This window comes from Cellulosimicrobium sp. G4 BAM 1002 (assembly GCF_057126935.1).
The window spans coordinates 4,355,897-4,379,556 of record NZ_CP182109.1 but is presented as its reverse complement, the minus strand read 5'-3'; the positions used below and the strand labels follow the sequence as shown (position 1 = coordinate 4,379,556).

Below are 23,660 nucleotides of genomic sequence, written 5' to 3'. Positions count from 1 at the left end.
GCCGAACCCGGGGTTGCGTGGCACGACGGCTCCCGGTTGGCGCGAAACCCCGGGTTCGGCAGTCCCCGGGTGGCCGGCAACTCCGGGTTCGGCGGGCGGGTCGACGCTCCTCACCGGGATCGGCGAGCTGACGACCAACGCCCCCGGCGGCCCAGGCACGCGCGACGGTGACCCGACCGGTCTCGTGAGCGATGCCGTCGTGCTGCTCGACGGCGGCCGGGTCGCCTGGGCGGGACCTGCCCGGGAGGCGCGCGACGCCGTCGGGCGGGCGCTCGACGGGCGGGAGCCGGACGTGACGGTCGACGCGGGCGGACGGGCCGTGATCCCCGGGTTCGTCGACTCGCACACCCACCTCGTGTTCGCGGGTGACCGCGCCGCCGAGTTCGAGGCGCGCATGGCCGGGCGGCCGTACGAGGCGGGCGGCATCCGGTCCAGCGTCGCGGCGACCCGTGCGGCGTCCGACGACGCCTTGCGGGCCGGTCTCGCGCGTCACCTCGACGAGATGGCGCGGCAGGGCACGACGACCGTCGAGGTCAAGAGCGGGTACGGGCTCACCGTCGCGGACGAGGAGCGGTCGGTCCGGGTCGCGCGCGAGGCGACGCCAGAAGTGACGTTCCTCGGGGCGCACGTCGTGCCGGCGGAGTACGCAGGCCGCGCCGACGAGTACGTCGACCTCGTGTGCGGCGACATGCTCGCCGCGTGCGCGCCGCACGCCCGGTGGGTCGACGTCTTCTGCGAGACCGGCGCGTTCACGCCCGAGCAGTCGCGCCGCGTGCTCGAGGCCGGTGCCGCCGCAGGGCTCGGCGTGCGCGCGCACGCCAACCAGCTCGGTCCGGGCGACGGCGTGCGGCTCGCCGTCGAGCTCGGCGCGGCCGCCGTCGACCACTGCACCTACCTCACCGACGCCGACGTCGCGGCGCTCGCGGGCTCATGGTCGAGACCCGCCGACGAGCGCAACGCTCCGGGGGGTGCGACGGCGGAGGTCGCGCGCGCCGGCACCGTCGCGACGCTCCTGCCCGGCGTCGAGTTCTCCACGCGCCAGCCCTACCCCGACGCACGGCGACTCCTGGACGCGGGCGCCGTCGTCGCGCTCGCGAGCGACTGCAACCCCGGGTCGAGCTACACGTCGTCCATGCCGCTGTGCGTCGCGCTCGCGGTCCGGGAGATGCGCATGACCGTCGCCGAGGCCGTGTGGTCCGCGACGGCAGGCGGGGCTCTCGCGCTGCGTCGCGACGACGTCGGTCGCCTCACCCCCGGCGCCCGGGCCGACGTCGTCCTGCTCGACGCCCCGACCCGCGTCCACCTCGCCTACCGCCCGGGAGTGCCGATCGTCGCGGCGGTCTGGAAGGACGGCGTCCGCCTCCCGCCGAGGTAGAACCCTGGTCGGCCGAGGCAGAACCGTGGTCGGCCGAGGCAGAACCGTGGTCGGTCGAGGTAGAACCGTGGTCGGTCGAGGTAGAACCGTGGTCGTGTCGGACGGCGCGTGGTCGGCTTGGGTGTCGGGGTGGGTGGGGGCGCCGCGTCTTCCATCCGCCGCTCGTTCCTCGCGGCTCCCGCCAGGCCCGACCACGACGCGGCGCCCCCACCCACCCCTCCGGCGTCGTCCCGCCCTGGTCCGGGCGCACCCGGGCGACCGCCCCGCGGTGCTGCGCCGCGCATGTCGTTGTGGCTCGTCCTGGGCGCCTGACGGGCGACAACCGCATGCTCGACGGGCCAGGACCGCATGGTCGCCCCGAGCGCGGACAGCACCAACTCGCCCGGCTCGGCACTGCCCGCTCCCGCCATCGCCATCGCTGGACCACGGTTCTACCTCGGCGGACCACGGTTCTGCTTCGCGCGACCGGGGTTCTACTTCGGCGGACCACGGTTCTACTTCGGCGGGCCTCGGGCGCTGTGGGCCGCGCGCCTGCCCGAGGTGCGGTGATGGCGGGTGGGGCTGCGTCGGATGCGAAGGGCGTCAAGGCCGCGCTCCCCAGACCCACGCCCGACCGGCCACGGTGACGGCGCGGACAGCCCGAGCACCGACGCGGCCCCGCCCGCGGACCCGACCACGAACCACGGTTCTACTTCGGCGGACCAGCGTTCTACGTCGGCGAACCGGTGTTCTGCCTCGGCGGGCGAGGCTATGCCAGGAGGGTCTTCGGGGTCGGGGTCGGGGTCGGGGTCGGGGTCGGGGGCGGGGGGCGGAGGGCGAGGCCCGCGGCGAGCTCGAGGACGCAGAGGGCGGCGAGGCGGACGGTGCGGCCGTCGGGGGCGTCGGCGGTCGCGTCGACCTCGACGACGTCCGCCGACCGGAGGCGTTCGTCGCGCGCGGCGGCCCGCACCAGTGCGCGGAGCTCCCACGCGGCGATGCCGCCCGGGACGCTCGCGGGGCACCCGGGGGCGACGGACCGGTCGCACACGTCGACGTCGACGTCGAGGTGCACCGGCCCGCCCGCGGATCCCGCGATCGCCAACGCCGCGCGCATCACGTCGTCCGGTCCGCGACGGCGCAGCTCGTCGACGTGCACCACGGTGATGCCCAGGTCCACGGCCCTGCGCGCGTACTCGGCGGAGTTCGCGAAGTCGGCGATGCCGACCTGGACGATCCGCGCCGGGTCGAGGCCCGCCTCGACCAGCCGTCGCACGGGCGACCCGTTCGACACGCCCTCGCGCAGGTCGTGGTGGGCGTCGAGCGTGACGAGGCCGGCGGTGGTGAGGTCGTCGCCCCATGCGCCGAGCGCCGTCGCGACCGTGACGGAGTTGTCACCGCCGAGCGCGACGAGCAGCCGGGCGCGCTCCAGGGCAGCGCGGACGGCTTCGCGGGTCCGTGCCTCGCCGTCGTCTCCGTCCGGCTCGTGCACGTCGCCGTGGTCCGCGAGCACGAGGTTCGCCAGGTCCACCGGTCCGCCGTCGGCGCCGTCACGCGCGTCACCGTCACGCCCGGCACCGTCACGCCCGGCACCGTCACGCCCGACGGCGGACCGCACGCGGGCGGAGGGGCCTGCGTCGGGCAGAGGGCGGTCGGGGGCGAGCGCTGGGCTGTACCGGCGGAGCGCGTCGCGCACGGCGGCGGGGGTCGTGTGCGCGCCGGTGGGGGAGAGCGACGTGCGCCAGGCCGGGACGCCGAGCAGGGCCAGGTCGACGTCGCCACCGGTCGGCGCGGGCCAGCCGCCCGCGCGTGGCCAGAGCGGGTCGTGGGCGAGGGGCTGCTCGGCGCTGGTCACCTCTCGACCGTAGCAACGCCCGCCGGCCGAGGGGGCCGGGGTGGCGTCAGGACGCGAGCGTCGCGACCAGGGTCGCCAGCCCGAACCCTGACTGCCCCAGGGTCCCCGTCCACAGCCGGTGGTCGGAGATCCACAGGACGACGCCGCCGAGCGTCATGAACCCCGCGGTGTACAGGACCAGGGTCCGACCCTCGTCCACGAGCCCGCTGGCGGCGAGCACGACCCCGAGCACCGTCCCGGCGCCCAGGAACATGTTGTAGAACGCGACGTTGAACGCCCACAGCGCTACCTCGGGCGGCGAGAAGCGCTTGCGCAGCAGGAACTGCTGGGCCCAGGGCCGCTGGAAGAAGAAGGCCTCGACGACCCCGACGCCGACGTGCAGGACGCCGGCGGCGACGGCGAGGACCTGGGCGAGCGTGCTCATGGGAGCTCCTCCCGGTCGTGCGGCGCGAACGCGCGGGCGAGGTGGCCGACGGTGTCCCCGTCCAGGTGGGCGAGTGCCGCGGGTCGCCCGGTGAGCAGCAGGAGCAGCGCCGTCATGGAGCCGGTCACCTGCTGGCCCGCGCCGCGCTGCCAGGGCACGTCGGTGGCGACGAGCCGGAAGCCGGCGAGCCGCCGTCGGGCACGGAACGGGAACGCCGCGGCCCACACGCGCTCGGCCGCCTCGCGTGCGGCGACGGGCGGGGCGGGCGCGTCGACCCCGAGCGCGACGGCGACGTCCTGCGTGTGGACGAGCGCGTCGACGAGCGCGACGCGCGAGGTCGTCCCGGGGGCGAGGCGGCGGGACCCGACGGCCGCCCGGAGCGCGGCGAGGATCTCCTCGCGCGGACGCGTCCCGGCCTCGCGCGTGAGGAGGTCCATCATCCCGTCGAAGCTCGCGCGCCCCCGGACGAGTGCCCGGACGAGTCCTCGGGCGAGCGCCCCGCGCGAGGAGGTCGGGGCGAGGGCGAGGTGGGCGGCGACGTCGTGCACTCGCCACCCCGCGCACAGGCTGGGGCGCTCCCAGTCGGCGGGGTCGAGCCCGGCGACGAGGTCCACGAAGGAGGCCCGGGCGGTCGCGACGGCCGCCCACACGTCGTCCTCCGTCATCCAGTAGTCGGGTGCACTCATGGGAGCGCCTCCAGAACTGATACGATGATCTGACTACTTTAGTCAGACTGACTGACGATCGTCAACCCTCAAGACCCCCGAAGACCCCCGAAGACCCACGGAGGCGCACGTGAGCGAGCAGGGCGAGCTCAACACCGGGCTGCTCCTGTTCATCCCGTACCGCGCGCTCGAGCTCCGCGTCTACACCGCGGTCCGGGAGGCCGGGTTCGACGACGCGACGCCCGCGCAGCTCCGGGTGTTCCAGCGGATCGGACCGCACGGCACGCGGCTCACCGAGCTCGCGGAGGCGGCGGAGATCACCAAGCAGACCGCGGGCTTCCTCGTCGACCAGCTCGAGGCCGCCGGGTACGTCGAGCGCGTCCCCGACCCCGCCGACCGCCGGGCGCGCCTCGTGCGTGTCACGGCCCGCGGCGAGGCGGCGTCCCGAGTCGCCGCGGCGGAGCTCGCGCGGGTCGAGGAGGAGTGGACCGCGCACCTCGGCGCGCGCGGCATGGCCGCCCTGCGTCGTCAGCTCGAACGCCTGAGAGAGATCACCGACCCCTGGGCCTAGGACGGGCTGGGGTACGCGGGTCGTCATCGGCCGTCGTGCGGGGCGAGGACCTCAGGACGACACGTCTGCCGTCGTGAAGCGGCTCCAGGCGAGGGCGCCGAAGATCGCTGCCCATGCGGCCTGGACGGCGAGACCTTCGCCGAGCACCCCCACGTCGATCTGGGCGCGCAGCAGCTCGCCGACGTCGAGCCAGTGGTGGGTGAGGAGCGCGCCGTGCACGGCGGACAGCTGCGGGAGGGCGTCGAGGACGCCGGACACGATCGCGACGACGACGGTCGCCGCCGTCGCCGCCACCGGTACCTCGGTGAGCGTCGAGAAGAACAGCCCGACCGCGACGAGCCCTGTGAGCGACAGCCCGACGTACGCGACGATGCCCGCGGTGCGGGCCGCGCCCTCCGCCGCGGTGACCGTGTCGCCGGACAGCAGGGTCACCTCGCCGATGCCGAAGTACGCCGCGCCGGTCACCAGCCCGGACAGGGCGATCGCGAGGACGGTGCACGCCGCGAAGACGAGCACCGCGAGCGCCTTCGCGGCGAGGAGCGTGGTCCGGGGCACGGGGACGAGCAGGAGGTAGCGCAGCGTGCCGGCCTGCGCCTCGCCGGCGACGGCGTCGCCGGCGACGATGCCGACCACCAGCGGGAGCAGCAGGGGCAGGCACGCGACGAGAGCGGTGAGCACGAGGAACAGCCCGTTGCCGGTCACCCGGTCGAGGAACGGCGGTCCTCCCGCGCCGACCGCCGTGTCCTGGGTGACGAAGAGCACGGTGCCGATCAGGACGGGTACCAGGGCGAGCCCGGCGAGCAGGACGAGGTTGCGACGGCGGCTCAGGACCAGGCGGAGCTCGCTGGCGAGCAGCCTCGCGAACGCACCACGGGTCGGGGCGCGGGACGTCGTCGGCCCCGCACCGGTGTCCACGTCAGCGGGCGACATCGAAGCCCTCCCCGGTGAGCTCGACGAACAGGTTCTCCAGGCTGGGCCGGCGGACCTCGAGCCCGACGAGGTCGAGCCCGGCGCCGACCATGGCGGCCGAGATCTTCTCCGGCGCGACGAGGCCCAGACGCGCGGACAGCGCCGTCCCCTCGACCTGGACGTCGACCAGGCCCAGGTCCCCGAGGAGCCGTGCCGCTCCGTCGACGCACGCGCGGGTGGTGCTGACGACGACGGTCGGCTCCGCGTCGGCGGCGAGCTGCTGGGGCAGGCCCTGGACGAGGAGCCTCCCGCGGCTCATGACGCCCACGTGCGTGCACACCTGCTCGACCTCTCCCAGGAGGTGCGAGGAGACGAGGACGGTCGTGCCGGCGTCGGCCAGCTCGCGCAGGAGGTGGCGCACCTCGCGGGTGCCCTGGGGGTCCAGGCCGTTCGTCGGTTCGTCGAGGACGAGCAGCTCACGCGGTCGCAGCATGGCCGCAGCGAGGCCGAGGCGCTGCTTCATGCCGAGCGAGTACTGGCGGAACGGCTTCCGTGCCGCCGCCGTGAGCCCCACCCGGTCGAGGGCCGCGCCGGTCCGTCGGTCCCGGGTCCGGGGGTCGGCGGTCGCGTCCACCGCGTCGAGGCGTTCGAGGTTCGCGCGCCCCGACAGGTAGGGGTGGAAGCCGGGGCCCTCGACCAGCGCGCCGACCCGCGGCAGGACGCGCGACGCCGCCGCGGGCATCGGCTCCCCGAGGAGCGTGGCCGTCCCGGACGTCGGGGCGACCAGACCCAGCACCATGCGCAGCGTCGTCGTCTTCCCCGAGCCGTTCGGTCCGAGGAAGCCGTAGACGGCGCCACGAGGAACCTCGAGGTCGACGTCGTCCACCGCGACCTGACCGGAGCGGAAGCGCTTGGTCAGGCCGCGGGTGCGCACCGCGAGGTCCTGCGCGACGGTCGTGCTCGTCATGCGAGGTCGCGCAGCACCTCGGCGGGCACGGACCCGACGAGGACGCGACCGTCGTCGGTCACGAGGACGGACAGCAGCGCGGAGGAGAGCAGCCGGCCCTCCGGCACCTCCTCGGTCAGCTGCTCGTAGAGCGCCGACGCGTCGATCTCCGGCAGGCCGGGTGCTTGCCCGTCCTCACCGACGATCTCGCCGTAGAGGTCCTGGGCACCGGCGGAGCCGAGGTTCCGCTCCATCCCGGGGAGCGCCGTCGCCGAGGCGGGGTCGCCGGCGAGCAGGCCGGCGACGTCGACGCCGTCCACCGACACGACCGTCTCCCAGCCGGTGCCGCTCACCGAGACGCCCTCGGGCGCCGTCGTCAGCGCCTCGGGGTCGGGCGTCGGACGGTCGGCCGGGTCGGGCAGCGGGACCTCGACCTCGCTCGTGGCCGCCCCGGCCGGCGCGGCGAAGTCGAAGACGGCGTCGTCCGGCGTCGCGAACGAGATGTCGGTGAAGCCGATCTCGAGCGCGGGCGTCTGCGCGTCCTGCGTGCTCCAGACCTGGACGCGCAGCGGCGTGGACGTCTCCGCGTCGACCGCGACGAGGACGCGGTCCACGAGGGTGCCGTCGGTGCGCGGCACGAGACCGAGCTGGTAGGCGTCGCGGCCCGCCACCTCGGTGGCCGTGCCGACCGACAGGTCGGTGGAGAGCGCGGCGTAGGCGACGAGCGCGTCCGCGGCCTGCGCCGGCGTCGGCAGGTCGCCCGCGACGTCCGGTGCGGCGCCGGTGCGCGCGGCGTCGTCGAGCTCCTCGTACGCCGCGAGGTCGTCCGGCGCGACCGTGTAGTGCACGACCGCGTCGTCCCGGCTCGAGTACGTCCACGCCTCCGGCCCGTCCCGCACGACGGAGAACTCCGACAGGTCGCCCAGCAGCGCGGCGCGCGAGCGGTCCTCGCCGTCGGACCACAGCCGGACGGTCGAGCTGCCGCCCAGCAGGTCGAGCGGGCTCGCGCCCTGCAGCTCCTCGAGCGGCAGGTCGGGAAGCCCGAGCCGTGCGGTGTGGACCACCGTCCCGGACAGCGGGACGGGGTCCGCCTCCGCGACCTTCGCCAGCAGCTCCGCGGGCGTGAGCTCGGGGAGGTCGGAGCTGGCGGAGGCCACGAGCGCGGGCGCGGCGAACGCGCCGGCGACGACGGCCGCGACCACGGCCGGCACCGCCCAGCGGGCGCGGCGCGAGCGTCCCACGGCGGGCTCGCGGGGTGACGGGCGGACGGGTTCGGTGGCCATGGCCACACCGTCGCACACCGCACCTGAGGCCACGCTGAGAGACGCACCCGCCCCGGCGCGCGGCGGCCGTGAGACGGGTGCGATGCTGTCGGCGTGCGGGTGCTGGTGGTCGAGGACGAGCGTGGTGTCGCGAAGGCGCTGCGCCGCGGCCTGCTGGCCGAGGGATTCGCCGTCGACGTCGCGCTCGACGGGCGGCGGGGTCTCGAGCTGGCCGCGTCCGGCGAGTTCGACGCCGTCCTCGTCGACATCATGCTGCCCGGCCTGAACGGGTACGACGTGGTCGCCCGGCTCCGCGAGCTCCAGGTCTGGACGCCCGTGCTGATCCTCAGCGCCAAGGACGGGGAGTACGACATCGCCGACGGCCTCGACCTCGGAGCCGACGACTACCTCACGAAGCCGTTCTCGTTCGTCGAGCTCGTGGCGCGGGTGCGGGCCCTGGTGCGGCGCGGACCGCAGCCGCGACCGACGGTCCTCACGGCCGGCGAGCTCTCCCTGGACCCGGCGACGCGCGTCGTGACCCAGCGCGGCTACGAGGTCGCGACCACCGCGCGCGAGTTCGCACTCCTCGAGTACTTCATGCGCCGGCCTGGACAGGTGCTGAGCAAGGGCGAGCTGCGCGACCACGTGTGGGACGCGGCCGGGGACGGCCTCAACGTCGTCGAGGTCTACGTCGGCTACCTGCGGCGCAAGTTCGGCCAGGGCGTCATCGAGACCGTGCGCGGCGCCGGCTACCGGCTGGCGGCGGTCGCGACGCGGGACCCGGTCGCGTGACGTCGTGACCGGTCCGGAGGCGCGGTGAGGCCCGTGCGGGCCACGTGGTCGCTGCGCGCCCGGCTCACCGCGCTGGCGTCGCTGCTCGTGGCGGCGGCACTCGTCGTCGGCGCACTGGTCCTGTCCTCGGTGGTGTCGGGCGGACGGGTCGCCGCGCTGGACGAGATCGCCCGCGAGCGGGCGCAGCTGGTCGCCCGGCTCGCGGCGAGCGACCAGGTGCCGGACGTGCTGCCGGTCTCCGAGCCGGGAGAGGTCGTGCAGCTCGTCGGGCCGGCGGGCGACGTCCTGGCGTCGTCGGCGTCGGCGAGCCGGACCCTGCCGATCCTGCCGGCCGACGAGCTCTCGACGATGCGCGCCGAGGCCGTCGCGGAGGACGACGTGCGCGTGGTCGGCACGGACCGCAGCGCCTATGACGCCGCGGCGAGGGTCGCGGTCGCGCCGGTCGCGGGATCGGACGGGGTCACCGCCGTCGCGAGCATGCCGCTGCGGGAGGTGGAGGGGGTCGTCCGTGCGCTGCGCGTCTCGCTCGCCGTCGTCGTCCCGCTGCTCACGCTCGTGGCGGCGGGGGTGATCTGGGCGGTGCTGGGAAGGGCGCTGTCCCCCGTGGAGGAGCTGCGGCGGGGCGCCGACGCCATCGCCCGGTCGGGGGGACCGGGCGTCCTCCCGGTGCCGCGCGCCGACGACGAGCTCGGGGCGCTCGCCCGCACGCTCAACACGATGCTCGACAGCCTGCAGGCGGCTGCCGCGCGGCAGCGGTCGTTCGTCGCCGACGCGGCGCACGAGCTGCGCTCGCCCGTGGCGGCGCTGCGCGCGAGCATCGAGGTCGCGCGGCTGCACCCCACGGCGTACCCCGGGAACGAGCTCGCCGTGGAGCTCGAGGACGAGGTCCGGCGCCTGCAGGCCCTCGTCGACGACCTCCTCGTCCTCGCGAGGCTCGGCGCGCTGCCCGTCGTCGACGAGGACCTCGACCTCGGCGCGCTGGCGCACGAGGTCGTCGCGGTCTCCGAGGAGAGGCCGCCGGGCGAGCCGGGGCGCCCGCCGGTCGCGGTGGCGGTCGTCCTGCACGGCACGGCCACGGCCCGGGGCGACCGGGCCGCCGTCGCCAGGATCCTGCGCAACCTGGTCGACAACGCCGTCCGGCACGCCACGTCCTGCGTCCGGGTGACGGCCAGGCCCGGGAGCCTGGTCGTCGAAGACGACGGACCGGGCATCGACGCGGCCGACCGCGAACGCGTCTTCGAGCGCTTCACCCGCCTCGACGAGGCGCGCGAGCGCGACGCGGGCGGCACGGGCCTCGGCCTGGCGATCGCACGCGAGACTGCCCGCGAGCACGGTGACGACGTGGTCCTGGGGGAGTCCGTCCTCGGAGGCCTGCGTGCCGAGGTGCGTCTCGCGCAGCCCTGAACCTCTCCCGACGACGCGTGACGAGGGGCCGGGACGAAGGTCCCCGACCGTGCGGCCGCAGGGCCTGGATCGCGCCCGCGAGCAGGCACAGGTCCGGGCCGAGGCGATACCTTGACCACATGGGCTCTCCCCACCCGATCCGCGTGTTCCTGCTCGACGACCACGAGGTGGTCCGTCGCGGCGTCGCCGCTCTGCTCGAGGCGGCCGGTGACATCACCGTCGTCGGCGAGGCCGGCACCGCCGCCTCCGCGCTCGCGCGGATCAAGGCCACCCGGCCCGACGTCGCGATCCTCGACGTCCGCCTCCCCGACGGCTCGGGCGTCGAGGTGTGCCGCGAGGTGCGCTCCGAGCTCCCGGAGGTCGGCTGCCTCATGCTCACGTCGTTCGCCGACGACGAGGCGCTGTTCCAGGCCGTCCTCGCCGGGGCGTCGGGGTACGTGCTCAAGCAGATCCACGGGTCGGACCTCGTGGGCGCCGTCCGGACGGTCGCGGCGGGCGGGTCGCTGCTCGACCCGGCGAGCACCGCTCGTGTCCTCGAGCGCCTGCGGCACGCCGACGACGAGATCCCCGACCGGCTCGAGGGCCTGTCCCAGCAGGAGCGCCAGATCGTCGCGCTCATCGGCGAGGGCCTGACGAACCGCGAGATCGGCAAGCGCCTGTACCTCGCGGAGAAGACGGTCAAGAACTACGTGTCGCACGTCCTCGCGACGCTCGGCCTCCAGCGCCGCACCCAGGTCGCGGTGCTCGCGACGGAGATGCGCCAGGAGGAGGCGAACCGCCCCGGCGGCACCGGCCCCCGTGCGGGCGGCCCGGGGGACCGGCAGCAGGGCGGTCAGCAGCGCAGCGGCCAGCAGGGCAGTGGCCAGCACCAGCGGCCCTGAGCCGCCCGACGAGCACCTGCCCGACGACCGCGCGCCGTCGGGACCTTCGGCACTCGCCGATCTGACACCGTGGCGCGACGATGGCGACATGGACACAGTCGGGCAGGCTGAGACCGGGAGGGTACCCGGGGCACCGGTGGCGAGCGCTGGAGCGGCGACGGCCGAGCGACAGCGCGCCTCGGCGGGCCTCGTGGAGCTCACGCCGGAGGAGAGCTATGCGCTGCTCGCGAGCGTCCCGGTGGGCCGCATCGTCTACACCGACCACGCGCTGCCGGCGATCCAGCCGGTGAACTTCGTCCTCGACGGGCCCGACGTCGTGTTCCGCACCGCCGAGGGGTCGAAGCTCGCGGTCGCGGCGAGCCGCGCGGTCGTCGCGTTCGAGGTCGACTGGTTCGACGCCGAGGCCCGCTCGGGCTGGTCCGTCGTGCTCGTCGGGCGGACGTTCGAGGTCACCGAGCCCGTGGAGCGGCAGCGGCTGCTCGACCTGCCGCTCGTGACCTTCGTGCCGGGCGTGCGCGACCGCGTCATCAAGGTCGTGCCGCGCATCGTCACCGGCCGGCGCATCGCGCGCTGAACGTCAGCCGAGCGGGACCCACCACTCGAGGCGCGTGCCGCCGTCGGGCAGGGCGGTCGCGGTGCTCGACCCGCCCAGCGCCGCGGCGCGCGCCTGCATGTTGCGCAGGCCCGAGCGGCGTCCGCCGGGCTGGATCCCCACGCCGTCGTCCGTGACCGTCAGGCGCGCCTCGTGCGCGGCCACGACGAGGTGCACGACGACGGCGGTCGCCCGCGCGTGCCGGGCCACGTTGGTCAGGGCCTCCCCGAGCACGACGACGAGCTGGTCCGCGACCTCGGCGGGCAGGCTCGGGCCGCCGTCCGACACGCCGGCGCCCGACCCCTCGGCCGCGACCTCGACCGTGACCTCGGGGGCGAACCCGAGCACCGTCGTCGCCGCCTCGGCCTGAGCGTGGAACCGGTCCTCGATCGACGGCGCGTCCGGGTCGGTCGCGGTGTGCAGCGCGAAGATGGTCGAGCGGATCTGGCGGATCGTCTCGTCGAGGTCGGCGACGGTCTCCTCGATGCGGGTCCGGGCGTCCGGGTCGGTCACGAGCGGCTGCACGCTCATGAGCGACATGGCGGAGGCGAACAGGCGCTGGATGACGACGTCGTGCAGGTCGCGCGCGATGCGGTCGCGGTCCTCGAGCACGCCGACCTGCTTCGCCCGCCCGTACAGCCGCGCGTTCTCGATCGCGACGCCCGCCGCGGCGGCGAGGGCGACGACCGCGGACTCGTCCTCCGCGGTGAACGGGACGCCGTCGGCCTTGTCCGTGAGGTAGAGGTTGCCGAACACCGTCTCGCGGACCCGGACGGGGACACCGAGGAACGTGTGCATCGGCGGGTGGCCCTCGGGGAAGCCGGCCGAGCGGACGTCGTCGGCGATCTCGGCGACCCGGACCGGCTCCGGGCGGTCGATGATCTCGCCGAGCAGCCCCTCGCCGTGCGGCCAGTGGTCGATCGCCGCGACCTCGTCGTCGGTCAGGCCCAGGGGGATGAACTGCGTGAGGCGCTCGCGCCCCGACGGGTCCAGCACCCCGAGGGCGCCGTAGCGCGCACCGGTCAGGTCCATCGCCGCCCCGACGATGCGCCGCAGCACCTGCGGCAGGTCGAGGTCGCTCGTGACCGCCACGACGGCGTCGAGCACGCGCTGCCCGACGGCGGCCGGCAGGTCGGTCGTTCCGCTCACCGCTGCAGTCTCCCAGAGCGGAGCCGTCGTGTGCGCCGGACGTGCCGCGCCGGCACGGGTCAGAGGCCGAGGCGCACCCCCGCCAGGTCCTCGAGCCGTCGCCACACGCGAGCCGCCTCGTCGCCGTCCGGCCGTGCCGTGCGGGCGACGGGCTCGACGAGCACGGGCAGCCCCCGCAGCCGGCCGCTGGGGCCGTAGAACTGCCCGCCCCGGGCGTCGGGGTCGGTGAGCGCGCGGACGGCGGACCACGCGGCGGAGTCCTTGCCCTGGGCCCAGGGGGTGTACGGGTTCCGGCGGCGCGGCGTCGTCGCGTCGTGGACCCCGGTCCGGCGGGGCGTGCGGGCGTCCACCCCGACGCCGGGATGGCTGACGATCGACGCGACGGGCAGCCCTTCTGCGCGCAGCCTGCGGTCGAGCTCGAACGCGAAGATCTCCGTGACGACCTTGGCGTGCGTGTAGGCGGCGACCCACAGGCGGGGCACGTCGACGAGGTCGCCGACGGGCGCGCGGAAGCGGCGGACGAACCCGGTGGAGGCGTGCACGACGCGTGCGTCGCCGTGCTCGCGGCCGGTGGCGGCGAGGGCGGGCAGCAGGCCGGCGACGAGCGCGACGTTCGCCACCGCGTGGCTGCCGAGCATCAGCGGGACGCCGTCCTGGGTCGTGGCCCCGCGGCGGGCGGTCATGGCACCGCCGTTGAGGAAGACGCCGTCGAGCCGGGGAAGCTCCGCCAGCTCCTTCGCGGCGCGGGAGACCGACTCGAGGGAGGTCAGCTCGAGGACGACCGAGCCGACGTCGGCCCCGGGCACCTGCTCGCGGATCGACGCCTCGGCCGCGTGCAGCCTCGCGGGGGTCCGCGACGCGAGCACGACGCGCGCACCGGCCGCGGCGAGCTGCTCGGCGGCGAAGTAGCCGATGCCGCCGGTCGCGCCCGTGACGACGTGCGTGCGGCCCGTGAGGTCGGGGACCGCGCTCGGGTTCCAGGTCATGCTCTGCTCCGCTCCGGTAGATGGATGAACTATCCGGTTCACCGTAGCACTGATGCGGATGAACTATCCGATTCCCCGGGTAGTGTGGTGCCGTGCCTGCACAGCGCTCCGACGCCGTCCGAAGCCGCGCGCGGATCCTCGAGGTCGCGCGCGGCCGCGAGCCGCACGCGCTGCGCCTCAACGAGGTCGCGCGCGAGGCAGGGGTCGGGGTCGGGACGGTCTACCGCCACTTCCCGACCGTCCAGGCGCTCGTCGAGGCGCTCTCCGTGGAGACGCTCGAGCGCCTCCGGGAGGTCGCGCGGGAGGCGGCACGGGAGCCCGACCCCGGTGCCGGCGTCGCCCGCATGCTCCGCGGAGCGCTCGCGCTCCAGCTCGAGGACGGCGGCCTGCAGTCCGTGATCCTGGCGCCGGAGGACGGCACCCCCGAGGTCCGCGAGCTCAAGCGCGGGATCTTCGCGGACTGGGAGGAGGTGCTGACCCGCGCCCGGGCGAGCGGGGCGCTGCGCCACGACGTGACGACCGCGCAGCTCGAGCACCTCGTCTGCGGGGTCGAGCACGCGGTGCGGCTCGGCTCACCCGTCGACCGCGACGTGCTCCTCGACGTCGTCCTCGCGGGCCTGTCAGGGCGAGCGGACTGACCGACCGCCGGACCGGCGACGGGATCCGCGCGGCAGCGCGGTGCGCTATCGTGCGTCCACATCCCGGACATCCCGTCGCCGTGCTGTCCCCGTCCGTCGTCCACCGCGTCGCCGGAAGGCAGGCGTGGGATCGCTCCCGGGCTCGACCGCAGGGGCTGGAAGGACGCGCTGCCGCATGCCGACCACCGACGAGTCCACCGCCAGCGCGCTCGCGGACCTGCGCGCCGCCGTCGGGCACCTGCACCCCGACGACCCGGCCGAGCTCGTCGCGATCGCGGACGACCTGTGCACCCTCGGCAGCCCCGCGGCCGCCGTCCCGTTCTACGAGGCCGCCGTCGAGCACGGCGTGCCCGGCGCCGTCTACCGGCTCGGCCTGGCGCACCTCGACGCGGGCGACGACGCCCCGGCGTTCCGGTGCTTCGAGCTCGCCGGGCTAGCGGGCGACGAGCACGGCGCGTACATGGCCGCGCAGGTCGCCCACGAACGCGGTGACCTGCACGCCGCACGGCGCTGGTACGAGCTCGCCCGGGGGGTCGACGGCGCGTCCGCCCGGCTCGCGCACGTCCTGGCCGACCTGGGAGAGCCGGACGCGGCCGCGGACGTCGTCGCCGCGGCCGCCGGGGAGAGCTGGGAGGCCGCCGTCGAGCACGCGCAGTCGGGTGCGCTCGGGCCGGACGCCGCCGTCGCGCTGCTGGAGAGCTGGGCCGAGGCGGGCGAGACCCGGGTCGCCGCGGCGCTCGCGGACCTCTACGTCCGGGCGGGCCGCGGGCTGGACGCGGAGGACCTGCTGGAGCAGGCGGCGCTCGTGGGCGACGCGGGAGCCCGCACGAGCCTCGGCGTCCTGCGCCTGCGCGCGGGGCGGGTCGCCGAGGCGATGGGGCTGTGGCAGGACGCCGCCGCCCAGGGCGATCCCCAGGCGGCGGAGCTGCTCGCGCGGTTCGGCTGAGACGGGGTGGCACGAGAAGGCGCCCGGCGGGTGCGACATCGCTCGTCGCACCCCGCCGGACGCGGGGCGGGCCGCGCGGGTGGTCTCCCCACCTCCCGCGCGACCCTCTTCCCCCGGGGGCGACTCCCTGCTGCGACGGCCTCAGAACGTCGCGCGGTCACCGTCGCCCCGTGAGGCCCGCCGCACACGGCGGGCGGTCGGGAACCGTCAGACCAGCCAGCGGTGGCGCTGGACGAGCGGCAGCTTCTTCCACGTCCGGCCGAGGCCGAGCACGTCCCCGCCGCCGATGAGTGCGAGGGCGATCACGGTCAGGGCCATGGTGATGTGGTCGTCGAGGATCGGGTTCGTCTGCAGCGGCAGCGACGCGAGGTACATGAAGACCAGGAGCAGGGTGCCGCTCACGGCGGCGACCCGCATGCCGATCCCGAGGATCAGGGCGACGCCGATGCCGAGCAGGCCGGCCATGAACAACCAGTCCGCCCATGCGGCGCCGGCGAGACCGTTGAAGAACCCGGCGAACGTCCCCTCGACACCCGACAGGTAGCCGGTGGTCGGGCTGCCGCCGTTGACCCAGGCGCGGTCCGCGGGCGTCGCGAAGCCGAGGCCGAACGTCTTGTCGAGGAACGCCCAGAGGAAGTAGAACCCGAGGGCGATGCGCAGCACGCCGAGGACGACCTGGGCGGGCCGGCTCGCACGTGCGGCGAGGCTCAGGGTCTCCGGCTCGCTGCCTTCCACCGTGGGGAGCGGCGCGTTCCGCTCGATCGTCCCCGTCATCTCAGTCCCCTCTCGTCGACCCGCGACCTGGGTGGTCCGGGCTCCTGGGAACAGCACACTCCAGCGGAGGGGGTGTGGACGTCGGGCGAAGGTCGTCGCGTGCGGGGACCTTGGTCACCGCACGGAGAGGATGCGGAGAGGATCAGGAGCCGGTCGACTCGTCCAGGCTCGCACGCAGCTCGTCGACCTGCGTGCGCAGGTCCTCGATCCCGTCGCGGACGGCCGCGTCGGCGTCCGAGAGCGAGCCCGCGACCTCCTCCAGCTCCGCGGACGCGTCCTCGAGCGCCGCCTCCGCGTCGGCGAGCCGCTGCTCGGCCTCGGCCCGGGTGTCCTCCGTCGCCGCGGCAGCCTCGTCGGCCGCCACGCGGGCCTCGTCCGCGGCCTCCTGCGCCGCCGTGACGGCCTCCTCTGCGCGGGTCTGCGCGTCGCCGGAGAGCGAGCCGAGGTCGTCCGTGAGGGAGCGGACGTCGTCGCCGATCGTCTCCGCCTGGGACCGTGCGTCGTCGAGGAACTGCTGGACCTGGTCGCCCGTCAGGGTGAACTCCGGCACGCTCACCGAACCGTCCTCGGCGCAGCCCGCGAGGACCGTCGCGGCGACGAGGGCCGTCGAGGCCGCGAGCATGCGCGACGTTGACCTGCGGTGACGCGTCGATGAACTCATGGGGCCATTGTCCACGGGGTACTTGGGCACGAGGTGAGGGCCTCGTGGACACGGTGTTACGGTAGGCGGGACGAGGGCAGTGTGGCGCACGGCACACCGATCCGAGGCCGCGTCGTGCACGACGACGCGCCTGAACGGTGGCATCGGCGCCGGTGCCCGCGAGACGACACGAAGCACGGGAGCATCGGTGAGCACGTCCACGGCGGACCACGAGGGCACGGAGGACGACGTGCTCGTGACGCCCGAGCCCGCCGGGAGGCGGGCACGCACGGTCTCACAGGTCCTCATCTCGTCGGCGCTCGGCATCGCGCTCGTCGCGGCCCTCGCCGGCAGCGCGCAGCCCCGTGCCGGGGCGTCGTTCTTCGCCGACGGCGTCGCCGACGCCACCCCGGTCTCCGCCCTCTCCAGCGGCCTCGGCGCCGGGCTCGACGAGGACCAGCAGCTCGAGGGCGCGATCGAGGTGCTCGCGACCGCCAACGCGCTCGAGTCCGACCAGGTCACCGTCCCGGTCGAGCAGGCCCGCTCCGAGCTCGGCATGCTCCTCGCGACCTACCTCGCGCAGCAGGACGCCGCGCGCCGCGTCCCCGTCCAGCTCGTGCCCGAGGACGAGCTCGACCTGGGGGAGACGCTCGACGGCGCCGAGGTCCCCGAGATCCCGGCTCCCGTCGAGCCCGGCGACAGCACGGACGGGACGACGGGGGACGAGGGCACCGCGCCCGGCGCCGACGTCCCGGCTGACGACGAGCCGACCCGCGGGACGCCGTCGTCCGTGGACGCAGCGGGCGGCCCGGCCGTCGATGGCGTCGTCGACGTGACGCGCACGTCGTCGACGCCCGCACCCCCGAGCCCCGCGCCGACCACCTCGCCGAGCCCTGCACCGAGCACCTCCCCGAGCCCGTCGCCGTCGCCATCACCCAGCGGGACTGCGCCGTCCGGAACCCCGGACGGCACGGAGGGCGGCGCGACGCCGTCGTCCCCGGGAGGGACTCCCGCCCCCGGTGAGCGCACGCTGCCCGAGGACGAGGTCCCGGCACCGGACGGCGTTGCCCCCGGCGAGCTCGACGGCACCGCCCCGGAGGGCGGCGACGAGGACACCGACGAGCACGCCGACGACGACCATGCGCACGGCTCCGTCACGCTCGAGACCGTCGTCGGCGCGGCGACGCGCCTCGCGGAGCTCCTCGGTTCCGACCGTGTCCCCGTGGGGGTCGTCCCCGCGGGAGGCGCCACGTCCACCGCTCCGCTCGCGGGCACGACGCTCGCGGAGCGCCTGGCCGAGGTCGTCGCCAGGTACGCGGACTCCACGGCGAGCTACGAGAACGGGCGGATCCCGCCCGAGGCGCTGTGCGAGCTCGACTTCGCCCCGGGCAAGTCCCTGCGCTGCGACGCCGCGGAGCAGCTCGAGGCGCTCGCGGCGGAGTTCCAGAAGGAGTTCGGCTACGCCCTGAAGATCACGGACGCCTACCGGCCGTACGACGACCAGGTGCGGCTCAAGGCCATCAAGCCGTACCTCGCGGCCGTGCCGGGCACGTCGCAGCACGGGTGGGGCCTCGCGATCGACATCGGCGGGAACGTGCCGTCCGGGACGTCGCGCGACTACGTGTGGCTGCGCACGCACGCCCCCGACTACGGGTGGGACAACCCGGGCTGGGCGCGCCCGAACGGGTCCAAGCCCGAGCCGTGGCACTTCGAGTTCTTCGGCGCGGGCAAGATGCCCGACCGGTACACGCCCGGAGAGAGCACGTCGCCCAAGCCGCCGACGACGCCAGGGGGTCCGGTCGTGCCGACGCCGTCGACGCCCGCGCCGAAGCCGACCCCGACCCCGACGCCGACCCCGACCCCGACGCCGACGGACCCGCCGACGACGCCGACCCCGACGGACCCGCCGACCGATCCTCCGACGGACCCACCCACGGACCCGCCGACCGATCCACCCACGGACCCGCCGACGGACCCGCCGACCGATCCTCCGACGGACCCGCCGACCGATCCTCCGACGGACCCACCCACGGATCCTCCGACGGACCCGCCGACCGATCCTCCGACGGAGCCCGCGCCCGACGCCACGCAGCCGACCTCGCTGCCGACGGACGACGCGACGGCGACGACCGCGCCCTGACCGGCACGGTCGGGTCGTGCCCGCCCGTCGTACATGCACGTCGTGCGCGCGGGCCGGGTCACGGCGTAATTCCCGTGCGTCGTGCGGGCGTGCGCCGTAGCCTCTTCCTCGATGTGATCCTCACCTGCCCCGACCGCTCCGTCCCGTCGAGCCCGTCGCCGCGGCACCCGCGCACCGTGTCCTCGGACGTCCCCTCGGACGTCCACCACACCTTGCGCCCGTGCCGGCCGGGCACCTGGTAGGTGATCTCCTCATGGCCCCTCGTACCCCTGTCCTGCGTGCGTCCGACGTCCGCGTGTCCTTCGACGGCAGGCCCGTCCTGCGTGGAGTCGACCTCGCCGTCGACCCCGGGCACCGCACCGGCCTCGTGGGAGAGAACGGCGTCGGCAAGTCCACGCTCCTGCGAGTCCTCGCCGGTGCGACCGTGCCCGACGGCGGCACCGTCACCCGGCCGCCCGACCTCGGGTTCCTGCACCAGGAGTTCCCGTACCCGCCGTCGAGCACCGTGCGGGAGGTCGTCGACGACGCCCTCGTGCGGGTCCGGGCGATCGAGCGCGAGCTGGAGGCGGCGGCCGTCGCGCTGTCGGCGGTGCCACCGGGTACCTCCGGGTCGTCCGGCGCCGATCCCGAGGACGCGTACGCGCGTGCCCTGGCGCGCGCCGAGCTCGCGGACGTGTGGGACGCCGACGCGCGCGCCGCGCGCACGCTCGCCGGCCTCGGTCTGGACGTCGAGGACGTCGCGACCCGTCCGGTGGGCTCGCTCTCGGGCGGTCAGCGCACGCGGCTCGGCCTCGCGGCGCTGCTCGTCCGGCAACCGGGCGCGCTGCTGCTCGACGAGCCCACGAACCACCTCGACGACCAGGCCGCCGAGTTCCTGGCCGCCGCGCTGCGGGCGCTTCCGGGCGCCGTCGTGCTGGCCAGCCACGACCGGGTGTTCCTCGACGAGGTGTGCACCGAGATCCTCGACCTCGACCCCGTCGCGGAGCCGTTGCGCGCCGGGACCGCGGGTACGCCGCACGCCGACGGTGCTGCGTCCGGCGGCACCGCGACGCTCTACGGGGGGACGTACAGCGACTACCTCGAGGCCAAGCGCGTCGAGCGCGAGCGTTGGGAGCAGCGCTTCGCCGCCGAGCAGGCGGAGCTCGCCGAGCTGCGCCGCTCGGTCGCGGTCACGGCGCGCGACGTGAGCAAGGACCGCGAGCGGGGCAACCAGGCGAAGATCCTCTACGACTTCAAGGGCGAGCGGGTCCAGAGCCAGGTGGCGCGGCGCGTGCGCAACGCGAGGCTGCGGCTCGACACGCTCGAGCGCGAGCAGGTGCGCAAGCCTCCCGCGCCGCTGCGGTTCGCCGCTCCGCAAGGCACGGGCGAGCCCGCCTCGGGCGACCTCGTCGCGTGGGCGCGGGACGTCGTCGTGCACCGGGCCGTGCCCGCCGAGGTGAGGGCCGGGACGGGGGAGCGGGCCGACCGCCTCGACATGGCGGCGTCGGGCGTCCCGTCCGTCGAGGTGTCGCGTGGCACGCGGCTGCTGGTCACGGGCGCCAACGGCGCCGGGAAGTCGACGCTGCTGCACGTGCTCGCCGGCGATCTCGTGCCCGACGCCGGGAGCGTCGGCCGGGCGCGCGGGGTCCGGGTGGGGCTGCTCGAGCAGGACGTGTACCTGCACGACGACGCCCGCACCCCCCGCGAGCTGCTCGCCCTCGCGCAGGGGATCGACCCGTCGGAGGCCCGCGACGCGCGGGTCGACGCGCACGGGCTGGTGGCCCCGCGCGACCTGGGCCGGCCCCTCGCCGACCTCTCGGTCGGCCAGCGCCGGCGCGTGGTGCTCGCCATGCTCGTCACGCAGACGCCCGACGTGCTGCTGCTCGACGAGCCGACGAACCACGTGTCGCTCACGCTCGCGGACGAGCTCATGGAGGCCGTCGAGGACTGGCCGGGCGCCGTCGTCGTGGCGTCCCACGACCGGTGGCTGCGCCGGCGCTGGACCGGCGACGTCGTGCACCTCGCGTGAGCGGGCCCGGCGTGGCGGTGAGAACGCGCTGGCCGGGGGCGCCGGGGCGTGCCTAGGGTCGCGGTGTGGACAGCACGCGCGAGGGAACCCCGGCTGTGGACAACACGTGGAAGCAGGTCGTCGCGTCGCTCGCGGACGCCGACCGGCTGCAGGTCTTCGCGCGCGTCGTGAGCGACGGGCCCGCGGAGGCGACGCTGTCGACCGACGAGCGGCGGCGGCTCGCCCCGCTGCTCGCGGCCGGTGTCGTCGTGCGCGACGACACCGGGTTCCTCCGTGCCGCGCCCGAGCGGTTCGCGGCCCTCCTCTCCACGACGCCCTCACCGCAGCCCAGCGGCCCCGAGCGTTTCCTCACCGACGGTCGCCTCCTGCGCAGCCCGAAGCGCCTGCGCGACCGCCAGCTCGTCGTGCGGTACCTCGCGGCGCAGGTCCTCCCGCTCGAGGAGCCGGTCACCGAGCTCACCCTGACGAAGCGGCTCGCGGCCCGTGCGGCGGACCCGGTGTCGCTGCGGCGCGCGATGGTCGACGCCGGGCTCGTGCACCGCACGCGCGACGGCGCCGAGTACTGGCGCACGGTCGTCACGGAGTTCGACGACGTCTGAGTCCTCGCGCGGAGGAGCGGACCGGCGTCGGGGCTACCCGTCGGCGAGGTGGCGCTCGTAGTCCTGGAGGGTCCGCAGGACCAGGCCGCGCTCGGCCGGGGTGAGGCTGCTCAGCGCAGCGCGCCAGGCCTCCGCGCTGTCCCCGAGCCACGCGTGCACGGCGGGTCGGTGACGGGCGGGGATCGAGACGAGCCGGCGTCGACGGTCGGAGGGGTCCTCCTCCCGGGTGAGCAGCCCCTGGTCGGCGAGATCGGTGACCATGAGGCTGACCGTAGTCGGGGCGAGCCGGAGGGCCGCGGCGAGCTCGTTGACGGTGAGCGGTCCGTCGAGCAGCGTCGCGAACAGCGTCAGGTGTCGCGGGGCGAGGTCGTGCCCGGCGAGCTCGGCGGGCACGGTGCGGCGCTTGGCGCGCGCCACGATCCGCGGCACGAGCACCTGGAGGCCGCGGACGGTGTCCTCGAGTCCCGGGTCGTCGGCCGTGCTGGTCATGTGCGTCCTCCTGCTGCATCACCACAGGACCGGTTGACGGCACCGCCTCTGGCAACTACCTTTGAAAACAAAGATGCTTTCTCCTCAAAGTTATTCGAGCACGGGAGGCGACCATGCCGCAAGACGACGGTCCCAGGAACGACGCCGAGGTGATCGAGGCGTTCCGCTCCGGGGGAGGGCAGGTGGGCGCGTGGTTCACCGGGGCGTCTCTCGTCCTGCTGACCAGCAGGGGTGCGCGCACGGGCAGGGCGCGGACGACGCCGCTGGCCGCCGTCCACGAGGCCGACCGGATCGTCGTGCACGCCACCAACGCAGGGGCCGAGCAGCATCCAGCGTGGCTGCACAACGTCCGGGCCCACCCGGTCGTGGAGGTCGAGGTCCCCGGAGGCGACGGAGGCGTCGAGCGGTTCCGCGCCCTCGCCGCCGAGCTCGGTGCCGAGGAGTCGGCCCGCCTGCTCGACCGGCGCGCGGAGGCCGACGTCGCCTTCGCGGCCTACCGCGACGGGACCGCGCGCCGGATCCCCGCGGTGGCGCTCCGGCGTCTCGAGCCGACGGGCGACTCGGAGGGCCGGTCCGATGGCTAGCACCGTGGTCGACCCGGTCCGCCAGGGGCGTCTCGTGCGTGCCGTCCGGATCGGGCTCGGGCTCGTGTTCGTCGTCGCCGGGTCCGTGCTCGCGGCGGGCGGCCTCGGGACGGGGGAGCCGTTCGACGAGATGGGGGCCGGCGTGCTCGTGCGCGTCGCGGTCGGGCTCCTCCAGGTCGCCGGCGGCGTGGGCCTGCTCGTCCCACTGCTCGCCGGGGCGGCGGCCACCGGGCTCACGATGCTCATGGTCGGTGCCGTCGTCACCGACCTCGCGCAGGGCCGCCCGCCCGTCGCCGCCTTGGTCGTGCTCGGGGTGACGATCTGGCTGGCGGCCGCCCTCCGGAGCCGCACGGTCTCCCTGGTCCGGGCGCTGCGTCGGCGGCGGTGACGGATCGGTAGGTTCCGGGCGCGCACCGGGAGTCCGGCTAGGGTCGGTGGCATGAGCAGCGAGCGCGCCCTCGCGGCGCTGGAGGCGTCGGGCATCGGGTTCACCATCACTCGGCACGGGCCAGTGGGGTCGCTCGAGGAGGCGGCTGCGGCGCGCGGCGTCGAGCCGTCGCGGGTCCTCAAGACGATCGTCGTGCGCCGTGGGGACGACGACTTCCTGTTCGTCCTCGTCCCGGGCGACCGGCAGATCTCGTGGCCGAAGCTCCGCGCCCTGCTGGGTGTCTCCCGGCTGTCGATGCCGGACAAGGAGGTCGCGCGCGACGTCACCGGCTACGAGCGCGGGACCATCACCCCGTTCGGCTCCACCCGCGCCTGGCCGGTCGTCGCGGACGCCCGGGTCGCGCCGGACGGCGAGGCGCACCAGGTCTCGATCGGCGGTGGCGCGCACGGGGTGGCCGCGACCGTCGACGGGAGCGAGCTCGTCAGGGCTCTCGGTGCGCAGGTCGCGGACGTGACCGAACCGCTGTGAGCGCACCTCCGCGCATGCTCGTCCGGCCCGGGATGTGAGGGTTTCGGGAAGGTCGACCACCGCGCGCGCCGGGGGTGGTGTGCAGGGCGCGACGGGTGCAGACTCAGGATGCTCCGGTCGCGGTCGACCGTCGACAGGC

26 protein-coding genes are annotated in these 23,660 nt (G+C 75.4%); 15 read left to right on the top strand and 11 right to left on the bottom strand.

What is annotated here, in order from left to right:
- Positions 1–184: 184 nt before the first annotated feature.
- Positions 185–1,375, top strand: a complete 1,191-nt coding sequence (locus ACMXGY_RS19540) for an amidohydrolase family protein (RefSeq protein WP_483774629.1) — start codon at positions 185–187, stop codon at positions 1,373–1,375.
- Positions 1,376–1,723: 348 nt separating this feature from the next.
- Positions 1,724–1,924 carry a hypothetical protein gene (locus ACMXGY_RS19535; protein WP_483774628.1) on the top strand — a complete coding sequence of 67 codons (201 nt, stop codon included), beginning with the start codon at positions 1,724–1,726 and terminating at the stop codon, positions 1,922–1,924.
- A gap of 199 nt (positions 1,925–2,123) precedes the next feature.
- Here the strand turns inward: ACMXGY_RS19535 and ACMXGY_RS19530 are convergent, their stop codons facing one another.
- From ACMXGY_RS19530 to ACMXGY_RS19520, 3 genes are read right to left on the bottom strand one after another with little or no spacing between them, the layout of a single operon-like run.
- Positions 2,124–3,206 (bottom strand): arginase family protein, encoded by a 1,083-nt coding sequence (locus ACMXGY_RS19530; protein WP_483774627.1) that lies wholly within the window; start codon positions 3,204–3,206, stop codon positions 2,124–2,126.
- 46 nt (positions 3,207–3,252) lie between these two features.
- Complete coding sequence (locus tag ACMXGY_RS19525; protein ID WP_483774626.1) at positions 3,253–3,630, bottom strand: DUF1304 family protein; 378 nt, start codon at positions 3,628–3,630, stop codon at positions 3,253–3,255.
- Complete coding sequence (locus ACMXGY_RS19520; protein ID WP_483774625.1) at positions 3,627–4,316, bottom strand: maleylpyruvate isomerase family mycothiol-dependent enzyme; 690 nt, start codon at positions 4,314–4,316, stop codon at positions 3,627–3,629. Before ACMXGY_RS19520 ends, ACMXGY_RS19525 begins: the two co-directional genes overlap by 4 nt.
- A 109-nt stretch (positions 4,317–4,425) precedes the next feature.
- On the opposite strand from ACMXGY_RS19520, the gene ACMXGY_RS19515 reads away from it, so the two are divergent.
- Positions 4,426–4,866, top strand: coding sequence for a MarR family winged helix-turn-helix transcriptional regulator (locus ACMXGY_RS19515; protein ID WP_483774624.1), 441 nt, complete (start codon positions 4,426–4,428; stop codon positions 4,864–4,866).
- A 51-nt stretch (positions 4,867–4,917) separates the two neighbouring features.
- Here the strand turns inward: ACMXGY_RS19515 and ACMXGY_RS19510 are convergent, their stop codons facing one another.
- From ACMXGY_RS19510 to ACMXGY_RS19500, 3 genes are read right to left on the bottom strand one after another with little or no spacing between them, the layout of a single operon-like run.
- A complete protein-coding gene (locus ACMXGY_RS19510; RefSeq protein WP_483774623.1) occupies positions 4,918–5,796 on the bottom strand; it encodes an ABC transporter permease in 879 nt (292 codons plus the stop codon).
- Entirely contained in the window at positions 5,783–6,742 is a 960-nt protein-coding gene (locus tag ACMXGY_RS19505) for an ABC transporter ATP-binding protein (RefSeq protein ID WP_483774622.1), read from the bottom strand. Before ACMXGY_RS19505 ends, ACMXGY_RS19510 begins: the two co-directional genes overlap by 14 nt.
- Complete coding sequence (locus ACMXGY_RS19500; protein WP_483774621.1) at positions 6,739–8,004, bottom strand: LolA family protein; 1,266 nt, start codon at positions 8,002–8,004, stop codon at positions 6,739–6,741. Before ACMXGY_RS19500 ends, ACMXGY_RS19505 begins: the two co-directional genes overlap by 4 nt.
- 93 nt (positions 8,005–8,097) lie before the next feature.
- On the opposite strand from ACMXGY_RS19500, the gene ACMXGY_RS19495 reads away from it, so the two are divergent.
- From ACMXGY_RS19495 to ACMXGY_RS19480, 4 genes are all read left to right on the top strand, one after another.
- Positions 8,098–8,775 carry a response regulator transcription factor gene (locus ACMXGY_RS19495; RefSeq protein WP_483774620.1) on the top strand — a complete coding sequence of 226 codons (678 nt, stop codon included), beginning with the start codon at positions 8,098–8,100 and terminating at the stop codon, positions 8,773–8,775.
- A gap of 33 nt (positions 8,776–8,808) precedes the next feature.
- The gene (locus ACMXGY_RS19490) at positions 8,809–10,179 is read left to right on the top strand and encodes a sensor histidine kinase (protein WP_483774619.1); all 1,371 of its coding nucleotides are present in this window, start codon (positions 8,809–8,811) and stop codon (positions 10,177–10,179) included.
- A gap of 119 nt (positions 10,180–10,298) precedes the next feature.
- Entirely contained in the window at positions 10,299–11,060 is a 762-nt protein-coding gene (locus tag ACMXGY_RS19485; RefSeq protein WP_483774618.1) for a response regulator, read from the top strand.
- A gap of 88 nt (positions 11,061–11,148) precedes the next feature.
- The gene (locus ACMXGY_RS19480; RefSeq protein ID WP_483774617.1) at positions 11,149–11,634 is read left to right on the top strand and encodes a pyridoxamine 5'-phosphate oxidase family protein; all 486 of its coding nucleotides are present in this window, start codon (positions 11,149–11,151) and stop codon (positions 11,632–11,634) included.
- A gap of 3 nt (positions 11,635–11,637) precedes the next feature.
- On the opposite strand, the gene ACMXGY_RS19475 is transcribed toward ACMXGY_RS19480, so the two are convergent.
- On the bottom strand, positions 11,638–12,801 hold the full coding sequence (locus tag ACMXGY_RS19475; RefSeq protein WP_483774616.1) for a GAF domain-containing sensor histidine kinase: 1,164 nt from the start codon (positions 12,799–12,801) through the stop codon (positions 11,638–11,640).
- 59 nt (positions 12,802–12,860) lie between these two features.
- Positions 12,861–13,787: an SDR family NAD(P)-dependent oxidoreductase gene (locus tag ACMXGY_RS19470; protein WP_483774615.1), complete on the bottom strand. Its 927-nt coding sequence runs from the start codon at positions 13,785–13,787 to the stop codon at positions 12,861–12,863.
- A 92-nt stretch (positions 13,788–13,879) separates the two neighbouring features.
- Here ACMXGY_RS19470 and ACMXGY_RS19465 point away from each other — a divergent pair, with 92 nt between their 5' ends.
- Positions 13,880–14,425, top strand: a complete 546-nt coding sequence (locus ACMXGY_RS19465; RefSeq protein ID WP_483774614.1) for a TetR/AcrR family transcriptional regulator — start codon at positions 13,880–13,882, stop codon at positions 14,423–14,425.
- A 175-nt stretch (positions 14,426–14,600) separates the two neighbouring features.
- On the top strand, positions 14,601–15,371 hold the full coding sequence (locus ACMXGY_RS19460) for a tetratricopeptide repeat protein (protein ID WP_483774613.1): 771 nt from the start codon (positions 14,601–14,603) through the stop codon (positions 15,369–15,371).
- Positions 15,372–15,578: 207 nt separating this feature from the next.
- On the opposite strand, the gene ACMXGY_RS19455 is transcribed toward ACMXGY_RS19460, so the two are convergent.
- Together ACMXGY_RS19455 and ACMXGY_RS19450 are read right to left on the bottom strand one after the other, a co-directional pair.
- Positions 15,579–16,145, bottom strand: coding sequence for a hypothetical protein (locus tag ACMXGY_RS19455; RefSeq protein WP_483774612.1), 567 nt, complete (start codon positions 16,143–16,145; stop codon positions 15,579–15,581).
- Positions 16,146–16,287: 142 nt separating this feature from the next.
- Positions 16,288–16,806: a hypothetical protein gene (locus tag ACMXGY_RS19450; protein WP_483774611.1), complete on the bottom strand. Its 519-nt coding sequence runs from the start codon at positions 16,804–16,806 to the stop codon at positions 16,288–16,290.
- Between the two features lie 187 nt (positions 16,807–16,993).
- On the opposite strand from ACMXGY_RS19450, the gene ACMXGY_RS19445 reads away from it, so the two are divergent.
- The 3 genes from ACMXGY_RS19445 (at position 16,994) to ACMXGY_RS19435 (ending at position 21,532) form a co-directional block, all read left to right on the top strand.
- Positions 16,994–18,925: a M15 family metallopeptidase gene (locus tag ACMXGY_RS19445; RefSeq protein WP_483774610.1), complete on the top strand. Its 1,932-nt coding sequence runs from the start codon at positions 16,994–16,996 to the stop codon at positions 18,923–18,925.
- A 253-nt stretch (positions 18,926–19,178) separates the two neighbouring features.
- Positions 19,179–20,933, top strand: coding sequence for an ABC-F family ATP-binding cassette domain-containing protein (locus tag ACMXGY_RS19440; protein WP_483774609.1), 1,755 nt, complete (start codon positions 19,179–19,181; stop codon positions 20,931–20,933).
- A gap of 65 nt (positions 20,934–20,998) precedes the next feature.
- Entirely contained in the window at positions 20,999–21,532 is a 534-nt protein-coding gene (locus tag ACMXGY_RS19435; RefSeq protein WP_483774608.1) for a DUF2087 domain-containing protein, read from the top strand.
- Between the two features lie 33 nt (positions 21,533–21,565).
- On the opposite strand, the gene ACMXGY_RS19430 is transcribed toward ACMXGY_RS19435, so the two are convergent.
- The gene (locus ACMXGY_RS19430; protein WP_483774607.1) at positions 21,566–22,021 is read right to left on the bottom strand and encodes a MarR family winged helix-turn-helix transcriptional regulator; all 456 of its coding nucleotides are present in this window, start codon (positions 22,019–22,021) and stop codon (positions 21,566–21,568) included.
- A gap of 113 nt (positions 22,022–22,134) precedes the next feature.
- Here ACMXGY_RS19430 and ACMXGY_RS19425 point away from each other — a divergent pair, with 113 nt between their 5' ends.
- From ACMXGY_RS19425 to ACMXGY_RS19415, 3 genes are read left to right on the top strand one after another with little or no spacing between them, the layout of a single operon-like run.
- On the top strand, positions 22,135–22,605 hold the full coding sequence (locus ACMXGY_RS19425; protein ID WP_483774606.1) for a nitroreductase/quinone reductase family protein: 471 nt from the start codon (positions 22,135–22,137) through the stop codon (positions 22,603–22,605).
- On the top strand, positions 22,598–22,993 hold the full coding sequence (locus tag ACMXGY_RS19420; protein WP_483774605.1) for a DoxX family protein: 396 nt from the start codon (positions 22,598–22,600) through the stop codon (positions 22,991–22,993). Before ACMXGY_RS19425 ends, ACMXGY_RS19420 begins: the two co-directional genes overlap by 8 nt.
- Positions 22,994–23,044: 51 nt before the next feature.
- Positions 23,045–23,521 carry an aminoacyl-tRNA deacylase gene (locus tag ACMXGY_RS19415; RefSeq protein WP_483774604.1) on the top strand — a complete coding sequence of 159 codons (477 nt, stop codon included), beginning with the start codon at positions 23,045–23,047 and terminating at the stop codon, positions 23,519–23,521.
- The last annotated feature ends 139 nt before the right edge of the window (positions 23,522–23,660 follow it).